This is a genomic window from Oribacterium sp. P6A1 (assembly GCF_000702885.1).
Classification (GTDB): Bacteria; Bacillota; Clostridia; order Lachnospirales; family Lachnospiraceae; genus Oribacterium.
The window spans coordinates 14,840-36,804 of sequence record NZ_JNKO01000023.1 but is presented as its reverse complement, the minus strand read 5'-3'; the positions used below and the strand labels follow the sequence as shown (position 1 = coordinate 36,804).

The following is a 21,965-nucleotide window of genomic DNA, read 5'->3' as shown; positions in this document are numbered from 1 at the left end:
ACCCCCTGCTCCACTGTGCGGATACTTTATTATCTACGGGCTATCTTAAGAGATTTCAAATACTTCTTTTGCCCATCTGTAATCCGATAGCTCTCTACGCTTTTCTGAATTGCCTTGTTATGTGTCCAGTCATCAAGCCTCTTCCCTTCTATGTATGGAAGTACACTTTCATACTGTTTGGCGAGAGCTGTAGCAAAATACCATGCGATCATCATATTGACGTAATACTCTTCGGATCTGAGTCCGGCTACCATCTCCGGATATGCGGAATCATAGTCATCATCCAGAAAATGCGCCATCAGCATCCCAACACCGAATCTTACAACATACGTTTTGTTTTATTATTTTAATTGTTCCCAATACATAAATAAAGCCCACAAAGTGAATTTCATTTCAAAAATCTATTTAATTATGAATAGTAAAAAAGAGACCCAAGGTCTTATAAAGCCCTGGATCTCTAGCTTTCTTTCAAATTTTGTTTATCATTTAGCACGATACTTCTCAATGTATGTTTCAAAGACATCGCACTTTACGAGAGGCGGCATACCTTCGATAATGTATACAGCATTAGCTTCTTTAGCAATACGCTGAAACATAGTAAGCCCCATACTATAGAGTAATGCACCCTCACTGTATCTAACCATTCTCCTGTCGTTATTCTTCATTATGTCACCTCCGTTCTATTATTCCGTACTTGAGATCAATACATTCAACAGTAGAAAGGATCACAGCCTTTTTTATGCTATAAATCTGTTTCTTGAAATTTGCTAGTTCCATCTTATATTCATCTGCAAGATCTTGAAGAGCTTCATTTTCTCTTGTTAAGTATCTAACGAACATCTCTTCATCTTTGGTTCCTAGTGCATGTATGGCATTACACAAGATGGTGTAGTCATCCTGCATATCCTGGATGATGAGTTTATCTTTCACATGCTGGTCAGGATTATCAGTTCCCTTTAGGACATGTCTCAGATCGCTCTCAGATCTGGCTGTGCTTAGCTCTAAATTTGCAATTGCCTCATTCATTGTTGGATTACTGGTTCCACTCTTTTGAATTCTTACCCCAAGCTCTCCAGAAGCTGCTTTTTCGTTGTATCGCTTCTCGGCCTTGACGATAATCGCCCAGTTAGATTCATATCCCGCTATTATCTTAGGAAATCGCTCATAGTTTTTTAGAATGAACTTAGCTTTGCATTCAGGATCAGATCTTGAATAATGATGTAATTTCTTCACATATGAATACTTTGCTTCCACTTCCATCAAAATTCTCCTCAGTTGATTGATTACCAAAGTAGCGCGTTACTCTTTTTGTCTGACAAATATATTTTAAATTAGCAAAGTTATTAAGTATGTAACACGATTGACTCGTTAATTAGATATATTGAGTCGTATTGTCACATTCAGTAGTTTTAATACATATTTGCTCTTTCAAATTCTACGGCAGCTTTAACTTGTTGAAGTATCATTTTCTTTACAGCCTCCGTTCTGACAGACTTGAGTAAATGTTCTATCTCTGCTATTGTCGGGTCTTCCGATACAATTCCATCAAGTATAAAGTTAGGAGTACTGTTCAAGACTCCAGCAAGCTCTACAGCCAAAGACCATGAGACGGATCTTCTGTTAGTTTCATACGAAGAAATATTGGAACGATCCTGAATGTGCATCTTCTCTGCCAGTTCTGACTGTGATAACTCGGCTTTTATTCTTAGATACTTAATTCTTCCTCCTACAGTTGTTGTGTCGATTTCAACGTTCTTCTTCATCTTTCGCACCTTTCTGGTGCCTTCCAAAAAGGAAACCGATCCGATAAAGCCTTATATCCTGAGTGCTGTAGATGGAATCCGAAAAGATAACCAAAAGAAAAGAAGCCTGCAAAACATATACTAAGTCATATACAAAACATATCCGTGTTCTCACACAGCAGTTCTGTTGACCAGCTTCCGTTTTGCAGGCTCCTCTTTACATTTTTTTATAGTTACAACATTGGGAATAATCCTAATGCTTGGATGCTTATCGCATCTATATCGTATAGTTCAGCTCTCGGCAAACTCTTGACCATCCGCGTGTTGCTTATCCGTATCTCTTTTAACACCTCAGGCTCTGCACCACGCCCCCCTCGGGCTAAGGCTTTCTCATGACAGAGCCCTGGCGACCGGTATAGCAGTCTTTCCGCAGGGATCTCACTATATTTAGTTTTTCATTGAAATCCGTATCAAATCGTATCGGATGCGCTTGAAATATAATAAGCTTCAGGTTTCGCAACTATCTTCCTATGTTCATGTTCCGGCATATTAATTCCGTTCGTATAACCTAAAAGGTGGATTCTGTCTTTATGTTCAGGTTTGCTATCATCATGTTTTTCTTCAAAGATTGTGACCTTTCCCTTTTTGACAACAATAGCAATGTTCCGCCCACATCCGTAACATACCATATTACATTTAGACTCTCCCTGTATTTTTTGAATAAATGTCCCACAATAAGTACAACACACAACCAAACTCTCTCTTCGGATTAACTTCCTATTCATTCTCTATGCCTCCTAAAAAGCTCTCAGTTTTATAATCTCTTATCGGTAAATGGAAATAATTATCGGCAGCTGTTATACCATCTAGCGAAGCCACTGACTACATACAGTGGAAGCATTCCTGTTAAGCTTTCTAAAGTAATATAATTACTTCCAATTCCTGAATAAATCATAACAGAACCAATATTCCTTTTCGGCGGAACAAAAACATAATACTGGATCTGCTCAAATTTATGAGCAGGTCTTTCGTCCGCTGCTTTCAATCTACGATATCCCTAACTCATTCTCATGAGAAATAGGATGCTCCTATTACTCATAAGAATATACATGTATTTTTTTACGTTTTCGGATGAGTATTCCTATGGTGATAAGTCATACTCACTCATCTTTCATGTCAGTTTCGTCATCGTTCAGAGAATATTCTGCTCCGCAGACTGGGCATAATACATCCCAGTCTCCATTTAGCCACATACCAACATGACCGCAATTTTTACAAGAGAGCTCGTCTTCATCAATTAGTGACATAATTCGGTTCCTCCTTTTTGGTTCTATTAGTGTTTGGTAATACCGTAGAATCCGGAAAACCTGTTAACTTATAGTCTATATGCAGTGACTTTCTGCAATGCCTGCAATATAAATCTATTCTCTTACTATCCTTAACCATTTTGTTTAATCTCCTTTTTCAAATATTCTAGGAAGAAAACTGTTGTTTTCCATGCACGTGCTTCGAAGCATATGAATAGTAACAAAAAAAGTGCGTCATGAAAACGCACTTTTGTCACTTGATAAGTTACATTCTTTGCCTTTACCTTTGCTTTTGCCTTTTATAGCTGTTAACCCAACTCTCTCCAATAAAATGTTTAAATCCTCCAAGCTATAGCATTCATTCATCAAAAAATGTTTTATAATAATATCTCGTTCCATGGCTGGTGATAAAACATATCCTGCACTTATAAGAAGATTAATCACATCGTCTAATCTCAACTCCATACAAAATGCAAAGGCAATAATGGTATCTTTTTCAGGTCTTATTTTGTTATGTTCACTCTTATAAAAATTGTATAGATCATAAAATGTTTTTCTCGAAAAACCATTTTGTACCAGCTTTCTTCGAGTTTCTTTCTTTGCCTTATCCCCTCTATCTTTAAATATAGTATTCAGTAACTCTATCAGTTTACTTGATGGATTTCCTAATTTTTCAAGAAGTGTTTCTCTATCTGGTATATTTATTTCTTTTATTATATTTTCATATGCATATTTTTTTGCATCAGTACTTGCTATGCCGTCTTCATACACACCCAATTGCTGTTTTATCTGTTCAAACTCTGTCTTTATATATGCACTTTCTACATACAAATCAATATCAGTTCTTGCATAGAGCTTTGTACATGGAACCATAACCTCATGCATCGGGTGACAGACTAGAGTTTGTTCTCCATCGTTCAATATATAGTTATCATAGTACCCATAGCTTTTTTTTACTTTTACAAAAGTGGGGATAAATTTATCAAATGGTACATTAAGTATGAATGATATACAACCTTGCTTATCAAGTCGCTTCTTGGTTGGCTCTAGACTATTTCCTAAAAGGATTAATCTATATATTTTCGGAATTTCAGCTAGTATTTCTGCTATACGAGCGTAATTATGCCTATTTTCATCTTGATTATGTCTTCTACCATCGGCTGTTTTATAAATATCCATACACAAAACATAATATCTGGGAATAAATACGTTGTATTTAGTTATAAAAGCATTTGCCGCCAGATACTCATCTTGGAACTTCTTGTTAATATGAGCTTTAGCATAATCTGGATACTGCAGGCACATCATTGTGCTAAACACATCCCAATCCCTTTCAAATTTCTCATTGTACAGTGTCGCAGCATGAGTTAGATTTCTTCCTATGATTTGTATGCATTCAATCATCCCAAGTACTTTTTTTTGGCGATTATCTTCCAGAGTCTTTTCTGTGATATTAATAAACCAATTTGTTTTATTCTGCACTTTTTCTTTGATTTTTTTTTGCCATCTCTTTATTTCCGGCATCTTTTCAGCCATTATTGATAGGTCTAATTTTTCCGGTAATTCCAAATATTTTTTTTTCTTACATACTATATTTAATTCATTTTCAATGAATTTATTTGTCCAAATTACAAACATGAAAATGAATGTATCATAATCATCCGATACTAGTAGTTTAGAAAAGTATGAATTGAAACAAATCCAATCAGTACATTTTTCATATATTATTTTATCTGCTAAATCAATTATCCCTTGTGGTTCCATTTCTATTCTCCATTTCTAAAACATATAGTTAGTTATTTGAGGTTTTAGTGGAAGAGTTTTATGAAGCATATACGTTAGTAATTTCGATTAGGATTCTTTCGGTGTTAGACTATCATACCTATTCGATAGATCGATTATATATGAATCAAAACAAGCATTATTCCTTATCCGTTTTGATGTTTCCTTCATTTGTCATTGGTGTTTATAATATGGCAGCTTTAAAAATATTTTGTTCAACTTAGTTTCCAATTGTTTAGTTGTTTATTTATTTCTTCACCCTATACTCTATCTCAATATTTCCATCATCGGAAATCTCCAGCTTTAGATTATTCTTTATCTTCCGGTTGATGAAGCTCTCTATATCCGACCTAGTCATCCTTATCCTCGTTCGTTCAAGCACCTCATCCATCAGGTGATATAAGTTCAGGTCAAGTGATGCTTTAACAGCTCTGGACAACTCCCGTTGTAATGCCTCCATCTTGATTCCCTCACCATCCCCAGAATAGAAATCATCGATATAACAATAGAAAATTCCATGCTGTATCAATGCTTCTTTCAGAGCATAACTGCACTTCTCATGCTCTACCATAATAAGAAAATTCGCATTCGGAAGCTCCTCTATCAGTCCCCAGTAATCCGAGTCACTTGATACCAGGACAAAGGAATCAACATCATTGGAATAAAACTCCTTCGCTGTTCTGGCAGCAACCTTAACATCGGCAAGAGATTTGTTGTCCTTAAGCCTTTCAATCAGAATATACTCCACCGGAATCTTCACATGAGAACTCAGCATTTCCCATGCTGATGCCGCATGAACATCATCGAAAAGAATGATCTTCTCAATCTTTGACAGTCTCTCGGCATCAAGATTCTTTACCGCTGCGCAAAGCCTGTATGGATCTGAATTCTCACAATCTACGATGAAAATACACTTACTGCTGTCCTCGATGAACTTATATATATTTCCCTTTGTCCTGTCACTGACATCCGACACCAGGCTCATATCCACAAATTCATCATTGTTCCAGGAATACAGTAGTGGTACAAATTTACCGTCACAGTAAAGGATATTTCCTTCATCCTCCGCCGGCCAGTTTATATACTGCTGATAAGGATAATGCATAAAGTTCGTATAGTAGAACTCAGCCGCCTTCTTTGTTCCGGTCTCACTGAGTCCATCCGGCATGATAAAAATATCCGAGAGATATTTCCATTCAAGCCAGTCTGGGAACAGATCCCTACAGTTATTTATACGATTCTTTATGTTCTGATTAATGTTTATCAGAAACTGGGTCGGTTCCTTCAGGTTCTTGTATATATCTATACCATCTTCTGAAAGCTGCTGTAGAGTATTTGAAGAAATATACTCAGGCATTCCGATAATGCTTCTGCCTTCACGCTGTATGCCCTGGCATATCTTTAGAAAGCCCCTCTCAAGCTGAGTCCTTAGACTACAAAGATTCCGAATGATACGAGCCTTCTTCTCAAGCTCCAGCCTGTTGTAGATATCTACTTTTGGAGGCTCATTTTCATTTTCGAAGATTTTTTTAGGAACTCCGATGAGGTAAGCTACTTTAGAGATGATGTCGTATTGCTGTCCATAACTTTCGCCGGACAGATTTATATCAGCAGGAATTAAGTCTGCCAGATTGTAGGTGAATCTATTATTCTGTATATCCATGTTATTCCTTTATTCTATAAAATGTATCAGGGCTTATAGTATTCCATCCAATCCCTTAAATCTTATCTGATCAATATAAGCTTTCTGTTCAAAGTCAGATTTATCTTTCAGGAACTGAACAAGGCTTGCCATCTTTATACCCATTTCTACAGGATCGGATTTTCCTTCCCAGGCAGATAATCCTCCTGCCTCTAATATTTCTCTTCTTAGGTCCTCTTCATTCATATATACTGTTCCTTTCGCTTTATATCGCTCTATTTCCCGATTATGTGAAGTCTTTCAAACACTTCATGATTCATGCGGCAATCGTTCATAGCTCTATGTGCCCCTGCTGTAGAAATGTCAAAGTACTCCGCCATGTCAGTTAACCTGTGGTGGCTAAGCTTGGGGAGCATCCTTCTTGAGTAGTACAACGTATCTACATAGTCATTTGCCAATGTTTCTCCGTACAGTTCCCGACACTCCCTATACAGGAACTTCATATCAAAGGACTGAATATTGTGTCCCACAAGTATGCTGTCTCCTATAAATCCCAGAAAATCCGGCAGTACCTCATCAAATGTCCTGACATCCTTAACCATTTCATCTGTGATTTCGTTTACTCGACTTGCATAGTAAGGAATCTTACACTCTGGGTTGATCAGTTCTGAAAACTCCTCAATCACCTTTCCGTTTTCAACTTTCACCGCTGAAATTTCAACTATTCTGTCTTTCTCACATGAAATCCCGGTAGTTTCAAGATCAAACAATACATAGTCCGGAACGTATCCATTCAGTCTTTTCTTACATCATAGTAGCCTCCGATTTGTTTTATACGTTTATATCTCACGATTTTATAAAATCAAAGTGATCGCCATAACCGGAATGCCAATCATAGCCATGAGACACATGAGGCATCCGCCAGAAGGAATCAGCTTTCCCAGCATCCATAGATCAAATAAATCATCGTTATCGTCCATATTACCCTCTAAATTAGATTTTCTCAGTGATATCTACTGCCTTGCAACATTAATTATACAGACAAAACTTTCTGTCACTATTTTAGAAATGATTCTGACCAGGCAATCAGTTCCTGGATCTTCTTTCTTTTATCAGCTTCGAACTCTTCATCAGTAGTTCCTTCATAATAGAAATTCAGGAAACAATTATTGGTGTAAGTACAAAAATCAGGAATACTGTCAAAATGATAGAAATGCGCAAACCTGATATTACCGTATGGATGATCCTTACTATGTCCTTCACAGCAGAAAGAAGTACGATAACCTGCCCTGTTTAAATTTCTTATAACCGGATAGATGTTGCGATCTATCTCTACACAGCTCTTATTATCATCGCAAACGCATTGTCTTCTTTCTGCAAAACAATGAGGGCATACGTACACATATTTGTCTAAGTCGTAGATTTTCTTCTTGTCTTTATTCTCTTCCAAAGAATACGGATCAACCACTCTTTTTTCTTTAAACTCTTTAGCCCATTCGTTGAACAGCTTGAATTTTTCAGCCTTATCCTTTTCGTATTCCGCTACTGTATTTCCTTCACAGTGTATCTTGAAAAGACCGTCTTCATCATTTTCTATAGACTCACTAACCGGAAAGGTTTCAAACCCTGGAAGCTCAGGATATGTCTGGCATCTGAAACTAATTGTATAATCGCCTCTGGCTTTTTTTCCATCCCACACCGCTGTGGCATCTGTATACTCAAATCTCCACTGCTGAAGAAACTCTGTTTCTTCGTCATCATAACATGTATTCCCAAGAGTTTTTAAAAAAGGCTGAAAATCATTATCTATAATCGTTACCCCGAGATCCGGCTCTTTACATGTGCACTTTTCAAGTGACTCAAAACATCCGCGACACACTCTTTTTCTTTCATTTAAATCCAATCTGATCTTCTGAAGTTTCCTATAATCTTCAGTGTTTTTTAAATCGAACAGTCCCTGGGAAATAACTCTTTCAGATTTTACATTTATCAGGCCAATGTCTACACCGCCGCACTCCTCTATAACTTCTGCAAAGCTATTTAAAGTTATAAAAAGATTACCAAGATCGATCTTTCCATCTTTAAAAGGGTATGAGTTTTCAAATGCAGCATTCATACTTACACCATCGCCATATAATATAGTCAGACAGCAGTTCATCTCCTCTGTATCTTCAAATTTTTCTTCTGTTATATAGCTATAGAATTCCCCAAAGGTTTCAAAAGTTGTTCTTGAAACAATATTATCTACGTCACCTTTAAAAACATCTACTACAAATAAAATATGGTCTTCCGCAATCCCTGTCTTAACTAGCACTACATTTCCCTCCTACAAAAGTACTTTTAGTACATCACCGTTTTTGCATTCATATCAGCTTTTCTGAAGTCATCATAATCATCTTCACCAGCTACATACCTGGCATAGTCTATATAGTGACGCTCTTCCATAGATCCGATATTTTTATTGTCGTGTGCCGCATGTCCGAAGAAATTGACATGACACATGGTCATATCCTCCATGATCCTGTAAAGATCATTTCCAGGGCTTCTTGTAGGCTTGAACCCGTTGCCAAAAGAAAAGCCTTCTCTTTCCGCATCCTCAAGAAACTTCTTTTCGATGTCTCTCTTAGGAACGTAAACATATACAGCTCCAGATAAATTTGTTAATTCAGTTATAGTCCTGCTCATTATTCTTTCTCCGTATGTTAATCTAAAATCGTAATCGTTCATTTATATGGTTTTATTTCAACTGAACTTAGCACCTGCTTCCTCAAATCTTGCTCGCATAGTCGGATTATTCTTAGTCAACTTCTTTATTGTCAGATCATCCGCCTTATTATTTGCGAGTCGCAGATTGTTCTCAGAAGATGTCAAGGCATCCTTGATCTTCTGCAGATGCTGAATAGATTTATCAATCTCATCAATTGCATCCTTAAACTTACGGCTTGCCAGCTCATAGTTTCTTGCAAATCCGGTCTTAAATGTTGCAAGATCTTCCTCAAAATGAGTAATATCAAGATTCTGTTCCCTGACAGCTAATAATTCCTGCTTATATTGAAGTGCATTAAGGGAAGCATTCTTCAGCAGTGAAATAAGCGGGATGAAGAACTGCGGTCTGATAACGTACATCTTCTCATATTTATGAGATACATCTACAATTCCCTGGTTATACAGTTCATTGTCTGATTCCAGCATAGATACAAGTACTGCATATTCGCAGCCTTTCTCTTTACGGTCCTTATCAAGTTCCTTAAAGAAATCCTCATTCTTATGCTTAGTAGCTGTGGTTTCCATCTCATTCTTCATTTCGAACATGATAGAAAGATACTCAACTCCATCATCAGAATAATCGCGGAAGATAAAGTCCCCTTTGCTGCCAGTACGAGAATCATTGTCCTTTTCAAAATATGCATTTCTAAATGCAGTAGAACGAATCTGATCAAACTGAGTCTGGCAATGAACTTCAAGTGATTCTCCTATCATCTTTGTGCTCATCCTTGCCTTCAGATCCTTATAGAAATCAATCTGTGTCTGAGCCTGCTGGAGTTCTCCTTCATACTGTGATTTCTGAAGCTGAAGCTTCGACTCATAATCATTTTTCTGCTTTTGATTAGCGATTTCCAGCTTAGATGTGGCTTCTGTAATCTCCAGCTTCTTCTGGGTCTCAGCCATCTCAAGCTGTCCTACTAATTTCTGGCGTTCCTCCCTGGCCTTAAGGAGCTGATCCTTCACCTTATCAATATCTTTCTCCAACTTCTTACGCTCATTAGCGATAGCCTGAGCCACCTTAAGCTCCTCTTCAGCCCTTACCTGGCCAAGTCTCTCTTCAATGCGTTTCTCAACTTCACGCTCAAATTCTTTTGAGTGTACCTGCTGTAAAATTGCAGCATAATCACTCTCATCAACTGTAAATACTTTTCCGCAATGTGGACATTTTAATTCGTTCATCTTTTCAAACCTCCAAATTTAAAAAACAAATCTTTTTTACATCCGTAACTATACCTTTATCCTGATTCCCTGACTTTCGCTTGCCTGTTATTCCTAAATGAAGTACAATGTATAATTAACATTTATATAATCATGCACATGCAAACATAGAGAAATCGAACAATTCACCCATAGAACTTGCAACACTTGACGGTTCCATATATTCCTTTATCTTCCTGAGAGTCAGATCAAACAGGTTTCTGTCTCTGAAGATATGAAGAAGTTCTGCCGTATTTCTGGCATCATCAAGTGCATCATGTTCCCTGCCGGCAAAATCGACACCTGCCATATCCAGCGCCATCCTAAGCGAAACCTGCTTCTGAAACCCAAGATGTGAATCAAACTCATGCTGGAAATCAGACCATTCATTAAGCAGAAGATCCTTTTCTCTGTCAGAAACATGGTAATTCTTGAGAAACATTTCATTTGAAATCTGCATATAATCTGATTCACTCCAGGCATATATAGTCACATCATCATTGGTCCCGAGGCACCAGTTTGTGAACATTCTCAGAGCCTCACTGAATGATGGAGCATTCTTCACCATATCGTCTGTAATGCCTGTCAGTCTCGTTATCTTTCTCTCGATGCAGTCATTGAACTCCGGCTTAACATATGTACGGAAAGAAGCTATTTCCTCAAGATTATCATCAAGCATGACTGCTCCTATCTCTATAGTTTCCATGTTCCAGATTTTTCTGGCTTCTGACTTTCTGCGAATTGTGTTCATTTCCAAATCTACGACTATATGCTTCATTCTGTACCTCCGGTTTATTATCTTTGTTTCCCTGTTCTTTATATACACATCATAAGCCTTCAGGTTCATTAATAATCCGAATTATGTATTGCCATTTCTACAGATACAGTTACAATGGATTTATAAGGAAGGTAAAGGGAAACTTGCCCGATAATAACAGTGTTCATGATGCTGCATACAACAACCCTGAAACAGGTGAACTATGGCAAAAATCAATTACAAACAGAAAGTCCTGGACTACCTTGTCCAGCGTGCTAACGAATACATTCAGAGAGATATCCTGATTTCTGAAACAGGGATATCCAAATCAAGGCTGAGCGAAATACTTAATTCCATCAGAGAGGATGGCTATATTATCGACTCTCCTCCCAGAAGCGGCATGCTAAAGCTCTTGCAGGGCAACGATCAGAATATCATTCCTGCCATAAAAGACAGCGATCTTCGCATGTGGCTCATCATATTTATCTTATCGAGATATGGCTCACTTTCTTTCAGAGACATGGTTTTAAAGATTCTCAGCATCAAAGACTACGATATGGAATACTCTCTGAAAATATCCGGCAGGAAAGCCTATGATGATAATCACCTTATCAAATCAATAAGATCAGAGAATTCCTCAGAAATGACTGATCCGGATTCGATAGATGTCGCATCAGAACATCTGTCTGTAACCACGCTTCGCAAAGATCTTACCGCCCTGAGAGATATGGGGATTGTGACTATTAAGCATGATACTAATGTACGATATGAGCTTACAGGAAAAGCTCCTTATATAGTCACCCTCTCGGATGACAGCCTTTACAGTTTCTGCCTGCATTATGAAGAACATATGTCTACAACAACAGAACTTCTCCCGGTCAGAAATGTTTATCAGAAAGCAAAGATGATCATGAATCTGGAGGGGTCAGATTATACTCAGAGAGTATTCGGAAAAACAAACCAGATAAGTCAGAAACAGATCGACACATTTAACAGATTTATAGCTCACCCTTATAAAACAAACCGTCTTTTCATTAATTCTGCTTACAGAGATAAAAAGCGACATGACCTTATTTCAGTATGTCTGCTCTTCTATAGTGTTGAGACAGGATTCTTTTATGCTTTATGTGAAAACCATACAAAGAATAGTATGGAATCTGTCCGGCTTGATTACATTGACGGCATTACAGTTACAGAAGAGAAAAATACAGTCTTCCATAACGAGAGCTGCTTCAAGGTATATGAGGAGATGTTTGGCGCAGGTTATGACAGTGAGGTACACTATGTGAAAGTTCTTGTTCAGGACTTTGGAAATAATATCATCCCCAGATTCAGGAACCTCTGCGGATTACGTAATGAAGCATCTTTCAGGCCCATAGAAAACCCGCCTGAAGGCTGTATATACAGTTATATATATGAGGATAATGTCAGAGGCCTTGAAGATTTCGCCAGATACCTGAGGAGCTTCGGCTATTCTGTGCTTGCACTGGAACCGCCAGAACTGAAGGAAAAGATGTTGAAAAGCTATCACAGAACCCTTGAAAAATACGATAAGTTAGAAAGTCTTATAATCATAAATGAGAAAGACCGGTAAAGAGCTATGAACACACATACTTTCGATATAATCAGCAGCCTGCTTTCCCTGATAAAATCAGAAGATTTTGAGTCAAATATTACGGCACTCTCGTCTTCCTGCGAGATTCCTCTTGGTTTTACCAGAAAATTCATCCTTCAGATGATGAACAACACCATTTTATCTTCCTGCCTTGATGGTACAGATCCGGATAATCCGGACCAGGAAAACTCTGTTATGGAACTGTTTTCAGATGAAAAAGAACAGTTTTCAGCAGAACTGCTGGCCGGAAAATACGACGATGTCATATGGCGCCTGGATCTCAGAATACTGAATCATGATGATGATCAGATGCTTGGTCTAAGCGCTCTTGAATATGGTGCTCTGCAAAATCTTTCCGGGACAGAGCTCCCGTTAAAGCACAGCTCTGTATTTGAACAGAAAGACAATATAACGAAGATTTCAAAATCGGCAAGGAAAAATCAAGAAATTATACAAAATGCCATTTCCGGCAAGCATGCAATCTCTTTTTTATACAGAGACGTTGAAGGGAATCTTGAATCCCATCAGGGTTTCCCGATAAATATATTCACCAATGTATCGGATAACTGGGTTTATTTTGAACTGGCAAATGATTATACCTACCGGTTAGACAGAATAACATCAGCAGTTAAAGAAATAAAAGATTATGGGCCATTCCCGGTAATCACAGATGATCCCAAGAAGAAGTATATGTGGGGGTCCTATTATGATGCCAGAATTGAACCAGAACATGTAAAAATCGTAGTGACCGATATCAATCCAAATCTCATCCAGAAAATCAGGAACGATATTCGGCATCGCGAGGGACTTTGCAAATTCTATCAGGAAGGCGATTTCTATTATTACGAAGATGATATTATCGGTATGACAGAATTCAGAAGATGGCTCCGGGGGTATGGATCCTCCATTCAGGTGATTGAACCTGCATATGTACGGGAAGAGATAATTGCGTCAGCAAATAAAGCTCTTCTTTACTATGCGATGTCCGATTCCTGGAAGGATCTCTGATACCGGAACATACCTTAGCATTTTGCCGGAGGTGTTATTTAAGTGCCTCCGGCAGGATGCCCAGGAAATAATTCTCAAGATGCTCCCAGATTTCATCACTTGTGAATCTGTTTTGGAACAAGTATGAGAGCATGGCCACAGATATCTTGTGTCTCTCGCCTATTGCCTCAAGAAGTCTGTTTCTGTAAATCTGAGGCTTATCACGAACGATTCTCATATTCTTGGTTTCGTTAACATAGATATATATCTGGCTGTTAGTTCCTCCGAGGGACTTAAATCTGAGTACCCCGAACGCCTCCAGGATACCAAGCACTGTCATGATTTCCTTTGTCCTGTTACTGTTATTAACATTGCTGACATACATACATCCGTTTTCTGTTTCTTCCTTTATTGAACGGAAGCCCTTTTCAATCCAGCCAAAATAATCTCTTGAAGCAGGATTGAATCTGTAGATCAGTTTGTCATTTTTAAGAGTTCTTGTGTCAAATAACCTGCTGTTCATTCCACGGGAATATGACTTTGCAAAGTTCGTTATGGATGCAAGGACAACACTTACTACATTTTCAGCTTTGTATGTATTAATCTTTCCATACTCTGCTACCAGTTTAACGAGATCCTCTCCGGATACATACTTATTGTTTCTGACGGAATAATTTACTGCTCCTTTCACTGCCTCAAAAACGTTGCTAAAAATCTGATCATGCTTGTCTTCCAGACTTACATCTACAGACATTGCTGTTGAAAATGTATATTCATGGTTGAATCTCAGGTCATCACTTCCTGTATAAAGAAGGTACTTGAACTTTGGATATGACATCTTATCTTCATATGAAGTCTGCCATATCTTCTTCAGATTCACTTCACAGACATTAAGTCCTGCATTCTTAAGCTGAGCACATCCGGGATAACGGCTGTTAAGTCTTTCTCTTACAGCAGGTTCCATTGCAAGATATCCGTACGCAAAGACAGGGACCGGACGCATCCTGAAAGGAGTCATGCCTCTGTTCTCATAGTCTTTCTGAATAAGCAGCATGGCTGTCTTGACCTTGTTTACTATATCTTCATCACTTCCGAAAGGACTTTCAAAAATATAGGCAAAGCTCTCAGTATCAATGAGCATCTCATTTCTCTTTTTCGTATGAGAATTCTTCCGGTCAGAATATCTGTGATCCTCGTACAGCTCAAGAATCTTCTTCATCACTTCCACAAGCTGATTCTTATAGAGTCTTGAAAGGCCATGAAGTCTGTTGATGTGTTGGAAGTCATTGCTCATATGCTCATAAATTGCATGACCATCTATATTTTTGTCGCGGGCCGCACGTCCGATTTCCTGCATATAGTCACAAACATTTCCTGTTGGAGCATAATGAGACACAACTGCAATATCCGGAATATCTATGCCCATTCCAAAGGCTTTGGTGGCAAGCATTATAAGCTTTTCTCCGCTTAAGAATGCCTTGAAATTTGCATCCTTGTCATCCGGCAGCATTTGTCCATGATACTTTGCGACGAATTCTGAAAGATTTTCCTTATAGCAATAAGTGCTGAATCTTTCTATAAGAGCAACTGTAGGGAAATATATGAGTGTCTTTCGACCACGCATCAGGCTGTTTCTTATAAGCTTCACCATGGCATCAAACTTATCAAGTTCATACTCTGTACGATTGTGATTGGCTTCGATCTCATTTATCTCTATGGAAATATTGTCCCTCTTCAGGTATCCAAGATACGTGATTGGGTCAACCATATGCATGCTGTTCAATGTTTCCTTATACATATCCTCATGACCGCCATAGATAGCTGTGGCCGTAAATGTCGCTATCACAAAAGACATAGGATCCTCTTCAGCTTTTCCCTGTGTAGTACGAAGCTTATTTACATGATCTCCGAGATACCAGTAATCCGGTCTGAACTGTTTACCCCAGGTGGTTACAATATGAGCCTCATCGACAATTATCATTCCGATCTTCCTTGACCCGATGAGTGTTTCGATACCGCTTCTGCCAAGCAGTGATTCTGGAGACAGGTACAGGATACTTACATCCCCTCTCTTAACTTCCTCCAGTATTTCCTCTTTGATGATCGGTGAAATATCGGAATTGATGGTTCTTGCACCCATATAACCCTTTTCATTTAGTGTCTGAACCTGATCGTTCATGAGACCGATAAGAGGCGTAATGACTATAGTTACAAGACCATATTTTTCCGCAAGATACATGGCCGGAAGTTGGAACATCAGCGATTTTCCGGCTCCGGTTGGAGCTGTAACAAATATATCTCTTGCATTTTTATGATTGATACAATTTTCAACCTGTGAAATCATATCTCCGATTATCTTCTCCTGTGATACCTCGATAACCTTCTTCTCTCCTCTTTCCAGTGCCTGAAGATCATAGTTTCTAAACTTTCGAAATTCATCATATCCCCAGTACTTTTGCATCAGTTCCTTAACTTCCGGATATGAAATGATCTCGTCATAGGAATAGCATCCTAATGAATGCTCCTCTTCGATGTTTTCAGGCTTTCCAAGCGTTATAAGCTCGATCTTTTCATCTTTTAATGCATAGTCCTCGAGATTATATGAGCATTCATAACCATTACCTGATTTCAGAAAATCACTGTAAATGTAGAGATATTCATCAATATCAGCAAGCTCTGTATCCTTGTCCTTTTCATCATCAAAATGATTGCAGAGAGATGATGCAATTTCTTCAGTAATATCAACATCCACAGGGTAAGTAACAGAAAGTGCTCCGTTTGTGATGATTACGATATTCTTGTACTGACGAAGGGCAAAATCGTAAAGGCATACAAACTCATCAAAAGCTATCATCTTTACAGGTTCAGCCGCAAGGCTCATCAGTCTGGAAATATTGTCTGAAATCGTATCAGAGATAGCAGTTCTTGCTAAACCAAATTCAGTCACACTGAAACCTCTCAGTACGAAAAGTGTGTTTGCAGCATTCTTCTCTTCTATTATCTTTTTAATATCATTTATATAGTTACACATAGAGCCCCTCCAGTTTTCTTTTCTTTGAAGTTAGTTTTTTTATTGCCTTGGATTCAATCTGACGAATCCTCTCACGTGTTACGTTGTATATCGTCCCTATTTCTTCCAGAGTCATCCTGTTATAGCCTTCCAGACCAAATCTCATGCTGATCACTGTGTGTTCTTTTTCTGAAAGAGTATCAAGTAATTTGCTTATCTCCTCAGAAACCATTTTTTTCACAATCTGATCTTCAACATTATCCTTGGCGGGAATGAAATCCATTATCTCGGTGTCTCCGCCATCTGAGTCATTGATCACTTTATTAAGACTTGAAGTATGAAGATACATGTCAGCATACATAACAAGATTCTTTATTTCTTCATAGGAGCAGTTTGTTTCATAGTCTTCATTCACATACTCCCGAAGATCTGATATAGAACAAGCTCCATGGAGTTTTCTGCACTTATTGATCCGGATAACCTGCTCAAACACATGTACAGGAAGTCTCATGCTATAGCCTTCATTAATCGCAGCCCTGGTAATAGCCTGACTTATCCAGTTACATGCATAGGTTGAGAATTTATAGCCCAGGGATACATCGAACTTTTCTACTGCTGTCATGAGTCCCATGCATCCTTCTACAAATAAATCTTCCTCATCCAGAGCAGTGACTCTGTACTGCTTAAGAATTCTGGTAGCAATCTTATGTACAAGTCTTTCATTATTCAGGATGATAGCATCTTTTGCTTCTTTCATTCCCCTCTGAGCAAGTACACAAAGTTCTTCATTTGTGAGTCCCTTCAGACTGCCTCCCGTATAGTAGAAGGTTTTATTGACAGACTCATCAATGACCTTATAGCCGTTTACTGTCAGAATCGAAAGGACGCTCTGAATCTCATCTTCTTCAAGACCATCTACAAGCTCCAGAAAATCGTCCTGACTTATTTCCTTCTCTTTATTAGCATAATTTTTAATCAAAGATAGAATAAATGTTGAATTCATAACTGCCTCCCATCATCGCGTTCGTCTCTCTTGTTTATGAGATAATAATACCGTTTCATATTCATTCTTTTTCCGAATTATGCTATAAAAAATAGAGAAATGGATTTTCACCATCTCTCTAACTTAATTTCACATAGTTGATAAACTATACTTCTCTACAAAGTAATTAAGGGCAATCAAAACTGATTAGACCACGAAATATTTATGAGTTCATACCATGCTCCCATAAGATATATTCTATGCCCTACCTTTTTGTTCAGCATTTTTCTTTCGATTAGTTCGAGCGATCTCGCATTATAATCACCATTTGGTATCTGATATACTTTCTCTGCACCATCTCTTGTATTTCTGACTTTAAAATAACATCCTGTAGTAACAAATTCCGGTAAATCCTTTTCAGGTTCAACCTGTTCATCTCTAGTGACATATACATCATTAACAATACTAGTTTCTCGATTCTGTATATCATTCGTAGCAGAATCATTTTCTGTATCCTTTGCAGGTAATATTTCTTCTGAAATATCTATCTGAGATTCACTAAAGTCTTCTGACTCCAATGGATTTGCATCATTTAGTTCTATTTCCAATCCATCATTTACACCATTCAACAACTCATCAATTTTAAATATAATAATATCCTTAATCTCATCAGAAGATAAAACATCTAATACAGTTGCTCCTCCTACAGCATTAAGATACTGAATCGCTGGTCGTATATGTTCTCTTACCAACAATTTAATATTCTTATCATTATAATATTTCAGCGCATTACAAATGCCCCTTATAATTGTTGGATTTGATGCAAAGGTGTTGCTATAAAAAATATCACTAATCTTAGTACTGATATCTGACGGTCCAAGTATGTCCAACATTTCAAAATGATTAGTAGAGTTGAATTTGTCATAGGTTGCTCTGCCAATCCACCAGCACTTGGCTAATCCATTTCTATAAAATCCGGCTCTTCTTCCACCGGAGAAAAAGAATCTAGATAATATACCACTGCTATCCTTTTCTTTATCCTTAAGAATAGCATTAGTATATCCATATCTTCTTCGCATATACTTGTAAAAAACGCCATTGCAAAGACCAGCCCATAAACGCTCATCAGAAGCTTGAGATTCACTGACATCTTTCATAGCATCATATATCCGCTTACAATTTTCTAGGTCAATTTCACCAGCTGAACTACCAGAAGAAAGTGAAGCAAGTTCTAATCCAGGTATTTCCTTAAATAATACAAAAGGATCTTCCCCAATCTCATCTTCCATCCACGAATTATCATCCTTTTGAAAATAGTAAATATACAATTTGTCTATATTAGTTTTTATGTAATCCAAAGCGGATTGCTTCATGAAATAGATTTTCATGATTATTCTCCCAATACTTCTGAAATCCTTAATATTGCGTCACCTATAGGAAGCATTAACATATCCTGAACAATATCAGAAATCATATCTTCGCCATTTATAATATCATCTATAAAGTTAAGGCCATTATTTTTATAAAAGTTCTGAAGCTTTATGAACCAATACGCATCTTCATATGGCTCATAATCTTCTGTTCGAAGAATTTCGAGCATATATGTAAGTGCAGGTATAATCAATAATGATCGCATTATTGACTGCACTGCAGAATTATTCTGATACTTTATATAATTATTATATATGTCATCATCAACAGTTATTTTTATTCTATCCTGATCTAATCTAAACTGTATTTTATTATGTTCATTTTGGTCTATTCGCATTTTTTTAATGATGCTAAATATTGAATCCTTTTCTGCTAGTTCTTCATAATTTTTCGAAATATGTATAGGATCCATATTTTCATAAGCCAGAATTGATGCCTTTGGAATAGTAATGTTAATTCCATCATAGTCGTCATTCAAATAATCATTTTTAAACCCACTGATTGTATCTTTAGATACAATCATGGCAAGAAGATTAATATTACCATTAACTCTGGAATTCATAATTCGATAAGTCTCGCTATTGGAAGACGTACGAATTACTGTCCTAAACGCAGTATCAGAACACTCTATATGAATAACATACTCTGCCATGCCTTTACTAATCAATTCTTGTAAACCTGGATTCTCCAAATTCATTTCGAATTTAACGAGGATATCATTAACACCTTGCTCAACTAAAGAAGTATTAACGTAAAACTCTCCTTCAATATAATCATCTGAATCTTCACATAAAACAGGATATGGGAATAACCTATTCTTAATTACCATTAATATTTACCCCCATAGCATAATTTTGTTTTCCATTTACTACAAAATCAACAACTGTTTTTTGATTTGCCTTTATATTATTAAGAATGATCTTTCCATCAGCTAGTGATGCATTTGAACTCATAACGCCCTTCACATGTAAAGGCAATGTTTGCCCATTTTCTCCAACTGTAACTACTTCAATTTCAGCATGAGGTAAATCTCTATCGATAGTAAGAAATAATCTATTCTTACCGCTTTCAAGGGTGATAATTCTTGTCTTAAAATTTGATATTATACTTGAACCGCTTTGTTCATGTTTTTTTCCACTTGTGCCTCGAGATGAAGTTTTTCTAGTTGCATTTTTTTCATTAGAACTACTACTTCCACTAGATCTATCATGGTTTTGGGAAGTATTTGAATTTCCATTATTAGCATTATCCCCAGTCTCTTTATCAGTTCCATGAAACTCAGAAGAAACATTATTATTTGAATTAACACTATCAATAGTTTTAAGGCTTGAAGAACTTTTTTTGATATTCTTAAATGAAATCTCTACATTCTTTGTAGTATCAACCAATTTTTGTACTTTATCACTATTGTCTCTATTACCAGACACGGATGAATTAAAACAATCACCAATATCAACAATCGTTTCTTCTCCAGATTCCTCTTCGAGTTTCTTATAAATAGTTTGACTTACCCAAGTTTCAAGTTCCTTTTTATATTCTTTGGCTAATTTGGGATTATCATGTCGCTTGGGATCCCAACTATTATGTTCAGGATTTTCCATTTTTCGGAAAAACTTGTTAAGGTTATCTCCCTGAAGTTCAAGAATTCCTGAAAATGAAATTCCTTTAGGGAGAGACTTAATTTCTGCAATCTTCATTCCAGAATTACGTACTACAAGAATTTTTTTATTCAAATTTGGTCCAAATAGTAATCGTAATTTAAGATTTCCAAATCCATGAAAATTCAGGTTTTCTTCTAAGACATTTTCATCATTTCCTGACAAAATCTTATAAAAACAATATGCATTCTTTGCTCTAAGTTTATTTCTCTCTAAAATAGCGCTAAGTTTTTCTTTATTGATAATTCTATCTTCAATCTGAACCGAAAGCTTTCCATAAAAAATGGACATAAGAAAGTTTTCTAATATCTCCGCAATCATTAATTCAGTCCAAACTACAGAGCCCTCTGTGATCCATTTAAAACCAGGAATAAAAATATCTGTGCCAGTTTCAGTTCTTTTATAAATCCTATCTAATTCTTCCATTCTTTCAATAGGTTGATTTTTATCAGGATTTCCAAAAAAACCTGTTGCTCTACGAACCGGGTCATCATCACCATAGCTTTCATCTGAAAATGCCATAAGATTAGCAACCCCCTGTGCAGCACAGCGACCCTCTAAATCCATTGTTCTATAAAACACTGTTTGAAAATACGAATTAATAAACGCAGCTGCTTTACCGATACCATAACTTCCAGCAGCAGTGTCATTACTTTTTACGTTTACACCAATACTCTTAACCAATCCTATCCATGGAGTAATAGGAGCATCATCAAAAGCACCTTGCAATCCTATAGTATTGAAATCACTAATACGTAAAACAGATAAAGAATTTAGCTTTAATATTTTTATAGCATGATCAATAAAAGCATCTAATTCTTCTTTGTGACTATCTTTCCAATAATCTCGACATCTGTATATTATATCTAGCAAATCCGATGCACCCGGAAAGTTTTGAGTTAAAACAGTTTCTTTTTTAAACTCTATTCTTACAGGTAGAGTTTCGTCATCCACTGCATCTAACGAGTTTTGACATATTTCTCTCGCAAGTGCCTGCAATGGATCTTTTTTAAATAGTGCATGCCCTGGGTTTGAATATCCTTCTACAACACTATTATTTCGAGATGGAAAATTCCATTTAACCATAGT

21 protein-coding genes and 1 pseudogene are annotated in these 21,965 nt (G+C 37.1%); 2 read left to right on the top strand and 20 right to left on the bottom strand.

Annotated features, from left to right (window positions below; translation table 11 throughout):
- Positions 1-29: 29 nt before the first annotated feature.
- The 15 genes and pseudogenes from T515_RS12660 to T515_RS12600 all read right to left on the bottom strand — a co-directional run.
- Positions 30-338 (bottom strand): annotated as a pseudogene (locus tag T515_RS12660) (DNA alkylation repair protein); the annotation flags it as partial.
- 144 nt (positions 339-482) lie between these two features.
- The gene (locus T515_RS12655) at positions 483-665 is read right to left on the bottom strand and encodes a DUF6462 family protein (RefSeq protein WP_036611796.1); all 183 of its coding nucleotides are present in this window, start codon (positions 663-665) and stop codon (positions 483-485) included.
- A gap of 4 nt (positions 666-669) precedes the next feature.
- Entirely contained in the window at positions 670-1,260 is a 591-nt protein-coding gene (locus T515_RS12650) for a hypothetical protein (RefSeq protein WP_036611793.1), read from the bottom strand.
- A gap of 149 nt (positions 1,261-1,409) precedes the next feature.
- Complete coding sequence (locus T515_RS12645; protein WP_036611791.1) at positions 1,410-1,763, bottom strand: helix-turn-helix domain-containing protein; 354 nt, start codon at positions 1,761-1,763, stop codon at positions 1,410-1,412.
- A 449-nt stretch (positions 1,764-2,212) separates the two neighbouring features.
- Positions 2,213-2,527 carry a hypothetical protein gene (locus T515_RS12640; protein WP_036611788.1) on the bottom strand — a complete coding sequence of 105 codons (315 nt, stop codon included), beginning with the start codon at positions 2,525-2,527 and terminating at the stop codon, positions 2,213-2,215.
- Between the two features lie 375 nt (positions 2,528-2,902).
- Positions 2,903-3,049, bottom strand: a complete 147-nt coding sequence (locus T515_RS17425; protein ID WP_155988377.1) for a hypothetical protein — start codon at positions 3,047-3,049, stop codon at positions 2,903-2,905.
- 234 nt (positions 3,050-3,283) lie between these two features.
- Positions 3,284-4,813 (bottom strand): hypothetical protein, encoded by a 1,530-nt coding sequence (locus tag T515_RS12635; RefSeq protein ID WP_036611786.1) that lies wholly within the window; start codon positions 4,811-4,813, stop codon positions 3,284-3,286.
- A 265-nt stretch (positions 4,814-5,078) separates the two neighbouring features.
- On the bottom strand, positions 5,079-6,494 hold the full coding sequence (locus T515_RS12630; RefSeq protein ID WP_051671710.1) for an NYN domain-containing protein: 1,416 nt from the start codon (positions 6,492-6,494) through the stop codon (positions 5,079-5,081).
- Positions 6,495-6,527: 33 nt separating this feature from the next.
- Positions 6,528-6,719: a hypothetical protein gene (locus T515_RS12625; RefSeq protein WP_036611783.1), complete on the bottom strand. Its 192-nt coding sequence runs from the start codon at positions 6,717-6,719 to the stop codon at positions 6,528-6,530.
- 29 nt (positions 6,720-6,748) lie between these two features.
- Positions 6,749-7,243 (bottom strand): 3'-5' exonuclease, encoded by a 495-nt coding sequence (locus T515_RS12620; protein ID WP_051671709.1) that lies wholly within the window; start codon positions 7,241-7,243, stop codon positions 6,749-6,751.
- 84 nt (positions 7,244-7,327) lie between these two features.
- The gene (locus tag T515_RS18220) at positions 7,328-7,453 is read right to left on the bottom strand and encodes a hypothetical protein (RefSeq protein WP_278245419.1); all 126 of its coding nucleotides are present in this window, start codon (positions 7,451-7,453) and stop codon (positions 7,328-7,330) included.
- Positions 7,454-7,530: 77 nt separating this feature from the next.
- Entirely contained in the window at positions 7,531-8,787 is a 1,257-nt protein-coding gene (locus T515_RS12615; RefSeq protein ID WP_036611780.1) for a hypothetical protein, read from the bottom strand.
- 26 nt (positions 8,788-8,813) lie between these two features.
- A complete protein-coding gene (locus T515_RS12610) occupies positions 8,814-9,158 on the bottom strand; it encodes a hypothetical protein (RefSeq protein WP_036611777.1) in 345 nt (114 codons plus the stop codon).
- 57 nt (positions 9,159-9,215) lie between these two features.
- A complete protein-coding gene (locus T515_RS12605; RefSeq protein ID WP_036611774.1) occupies positions 9,216-10,418 on the bottom strand; it encodes a DUF2130 domain-containing protein in 1,203 nt (400 codons plus the stop codon).
- Positions 10,419-10,548: 130 nt separating this feature from the next.
- The gene (locus T515_RS12600) at positions 10,549-11,214 is read right to left on the bottom strand and encodes a 3'-5' exonuclease (RefSeq protein WP_036611822.1); all 666 of its coding nucleotides are present in this window, start codon (positions 11,212-11,214) and stop codon (positions 10,549-10,551) included.
- A 202-nt stretch (positions 11,215-11,416) separates the two neighbouring features.
- Here T515_RS12600 and T515_RS12595 point away from each other — a divergent pair, with 202 nt between their 5' ends.
- Together T515_RS12595 and T515_RS12590 are read left to right on the top strand one after the other, a co-directional pair.
- Positions 11,417-12,787, top strand: a complete 1,371-nt coding sequence (locus tag T515_RS12595; protein WP_036611772.1) for a WYL domain-containing protein — start codon at positions 11,417-11,419, stop codon at positions 12,785-12,787.
- A 6-nt stretch (positions 12,788-12,793) separates the two neighbouring features.
- Positions 12,794-13,816 carry a WYL domain-containing protein gene (locus T515_RS12590; protein WP_036611769.1) on the top strand — a complete coding sequence of 341 codons (1,023 nt, stop codon included), beginning with the start codon at positions 12,794-12,796 and terminating at the stop codon, positions 13,814-13,816.
- A 34-nt stretch (positions 13,817-13,850) separates the two neighbouring features.
- Here the strand turns inward: T515_RS12590 and T515_RS12585 are convergent, their stop codons facing one another.
- From T515_RS12585 to T515_RS12565, 5 genes are all read right to left on the bottom strand, one after another.
- Positions 13,851-16,826 (bottom strand): helicase-related protein, encoded by a 2,976-nt coding sequence (locus T515_RS12585; protein WP_036611766.1) that lies wholly within the window; start codon positions 16,824-16,826, stop codon positions 13,851-13,853.
- On the bottom strand, positions 16,819-17,808 hold the full coding sequence (locus T515_RS12580; RefSeq protein WP_051671708.1) for a sigma-70 family RNA polymerase sigma factor: 990 nt from the start codon (positions 17,806-17,808) through the stop codon (positions 16,819-16,821). The genes T515_RS12585 and T515_RS12580 overlap by 8 nt, the downstream gene beginning before the upstream one ends.
- A gap of 176 nt (positions 17,809-17,984) precedes the next feature.
- A complete protein-coding gene (locus tag T515_RS12575) occupies positions 17,985-19,175 on the bottom strand; it encodes a DUF6339 family protein (RefSeq protein ID WP_036611763.1) in 1,191 nt (396 codons plus the stop codon).
- A 2-nt stretch (positions 19,176-19,177) separates the two neighbouring features.
- Positions 19,178-20,047, bottom strand: coding sequence for a hypothetical protein (locus T515_RS12570; RefSeq protein WP_036611760.1), 870 nt, complete (start codon positions 20,045-20,047; stop codon positions 19,178-19,180).
- Positions 20,037-21,962, bottom strand: a complete 1,926-nt coding sequence (locus T515_RS12565) for a hypothetical protein (protein WP_036611757.1) — start codon at positions 21,960-21,962, stop codon at positions 20,037-20,039. Before T515_RS12565 ends, T515_RS12570 begins: the two co-directional genes overlap by 11 nt.
- Between the last annotated feature and the right edge of the window lie 3 nt (positions 21,963-21,965).

Coding starts and splice junctions, on each gene's coding strand:
- T515_RS12590 (WP_036611769.1), top strand. CDS start 12,794: ATGAACACACATACTTTCGATATAATCAGCAGCCTGCTTTCCCTGATA.
- T515_RS17425 (WP_155988377.1), bottom strand. CDS start 3,049: ATGTCACTAATTGATGAAGACGAGCTCTCTTGTAAAAATTGCGGTCAT.
- T515_RS12635 (WP_036611786.1), bottom strand. CDS start 4,813: ATGGAACCACAAGGGATAATTGATTTAGCAGATAAAATAATATATGAA.
- T515_RS12610 (WP_036611777.1), bottom strand. CDS start 9,158: ATGAGCAGGACTATAACTGAATTAACAAATTTATCTGGAGCTGTATAT.
- T515_RS12580 (WP_051671708.1), bottom strand. CDS start 17,808: ATGAATTCAACATTTATTCTATCTTTGATTAAAAATTATGCTAATAAA.
- T515_RS18220 (WP_278245419.1), bottom strand. CDS start 7,453: ATGGACGATAACGATGATTTATTTGATCTATGGATGCTGGGAAAGCTG.
- T515_RS12625 (WP_036611783.1), bottom strand. CDS start 6,719: ATGAATGAAGAGGACCTAAGAAGAGAAATATTAGAGGCAGGAGGATTA.
- T515_RS12640 (WP_036611788.1), bottom strand. CDS start 2,527: ATGAATAGGAAGTTAATCCGAAGAGAGAGTTTGGTTGTGTGTTGTACT.
- T515_RS12605 (WP_036611774.1), bottom strand. CDS start 10,418: ATGAACGAATTAAAATGTCCACATTGCGGAAAAGTATTTACAGTTGAT.
- T515_RS12575 (WP_036611763.1), bottom strand. CDS start 19,175: ATGAAAATCTATTTCATGAAGCAATCCGCTTTGGATTACATAAAAACT.
- T515_RS12570 (WP_036611760.1), bottom strand. CDS start 20,047: ATGGTAATTAAGAATAGGTTATTCCCATATCCTGTTTTATGTGAAGAT.
- T515_RS12585 (WP_036611766.1), bottom strand. CDS start 16,826: ATGTGTAACTATATAAATGATATTAAAAAGATAATAGAAGAGAAGAAT.
- T515_RS12565 (WP_036611757.1), bottom strand. CDS start 21,962: ATGGTTAAATGGAATTTTCCATCTCGAAATAATAGTGTTGTAGAAGGA.
- T515_RS12650 (WP_036611793.1), bottom strand. CDS start 1,260: ATGGAAGTGGAAGCAAAGTATTCATATGTGAAGAAATTACATCATTAT.
- T515_RS12630 (WP_051671710.1), bottom strand. CDS start 6,494: ATGGATATACAGAATAATAGATTCACCTACAATCTGGCAGACTTAATT.
- T515_RS12600 (WP_036611822.1), bottom strand. CDS start 11,214: ATGAAGCATATAGTCGTAGATTTGGAAATGAACACAATTCGCAGAAAG.
- T515_RS12655 (WP_036611796.1), bottom strand. CDS start 665: ATGAAGAATAACGACAGGAGAATGGTTAGATACAGTGAGGGTGCATTA.
- T515_RS12645 (WP_036611791.1), bottom strand. CDS start 1,763: ATGAAGAAGAACGTTGAAATCGACACAACAACTGTAGGAGGAAGAATT.
- T515_RS12595 (WP_036611772.1), top strand. CDS start 11,417: ATGGCAAAAATCAATTACAAACAGAAAGTCCTGGACTACCTTGTCCAG.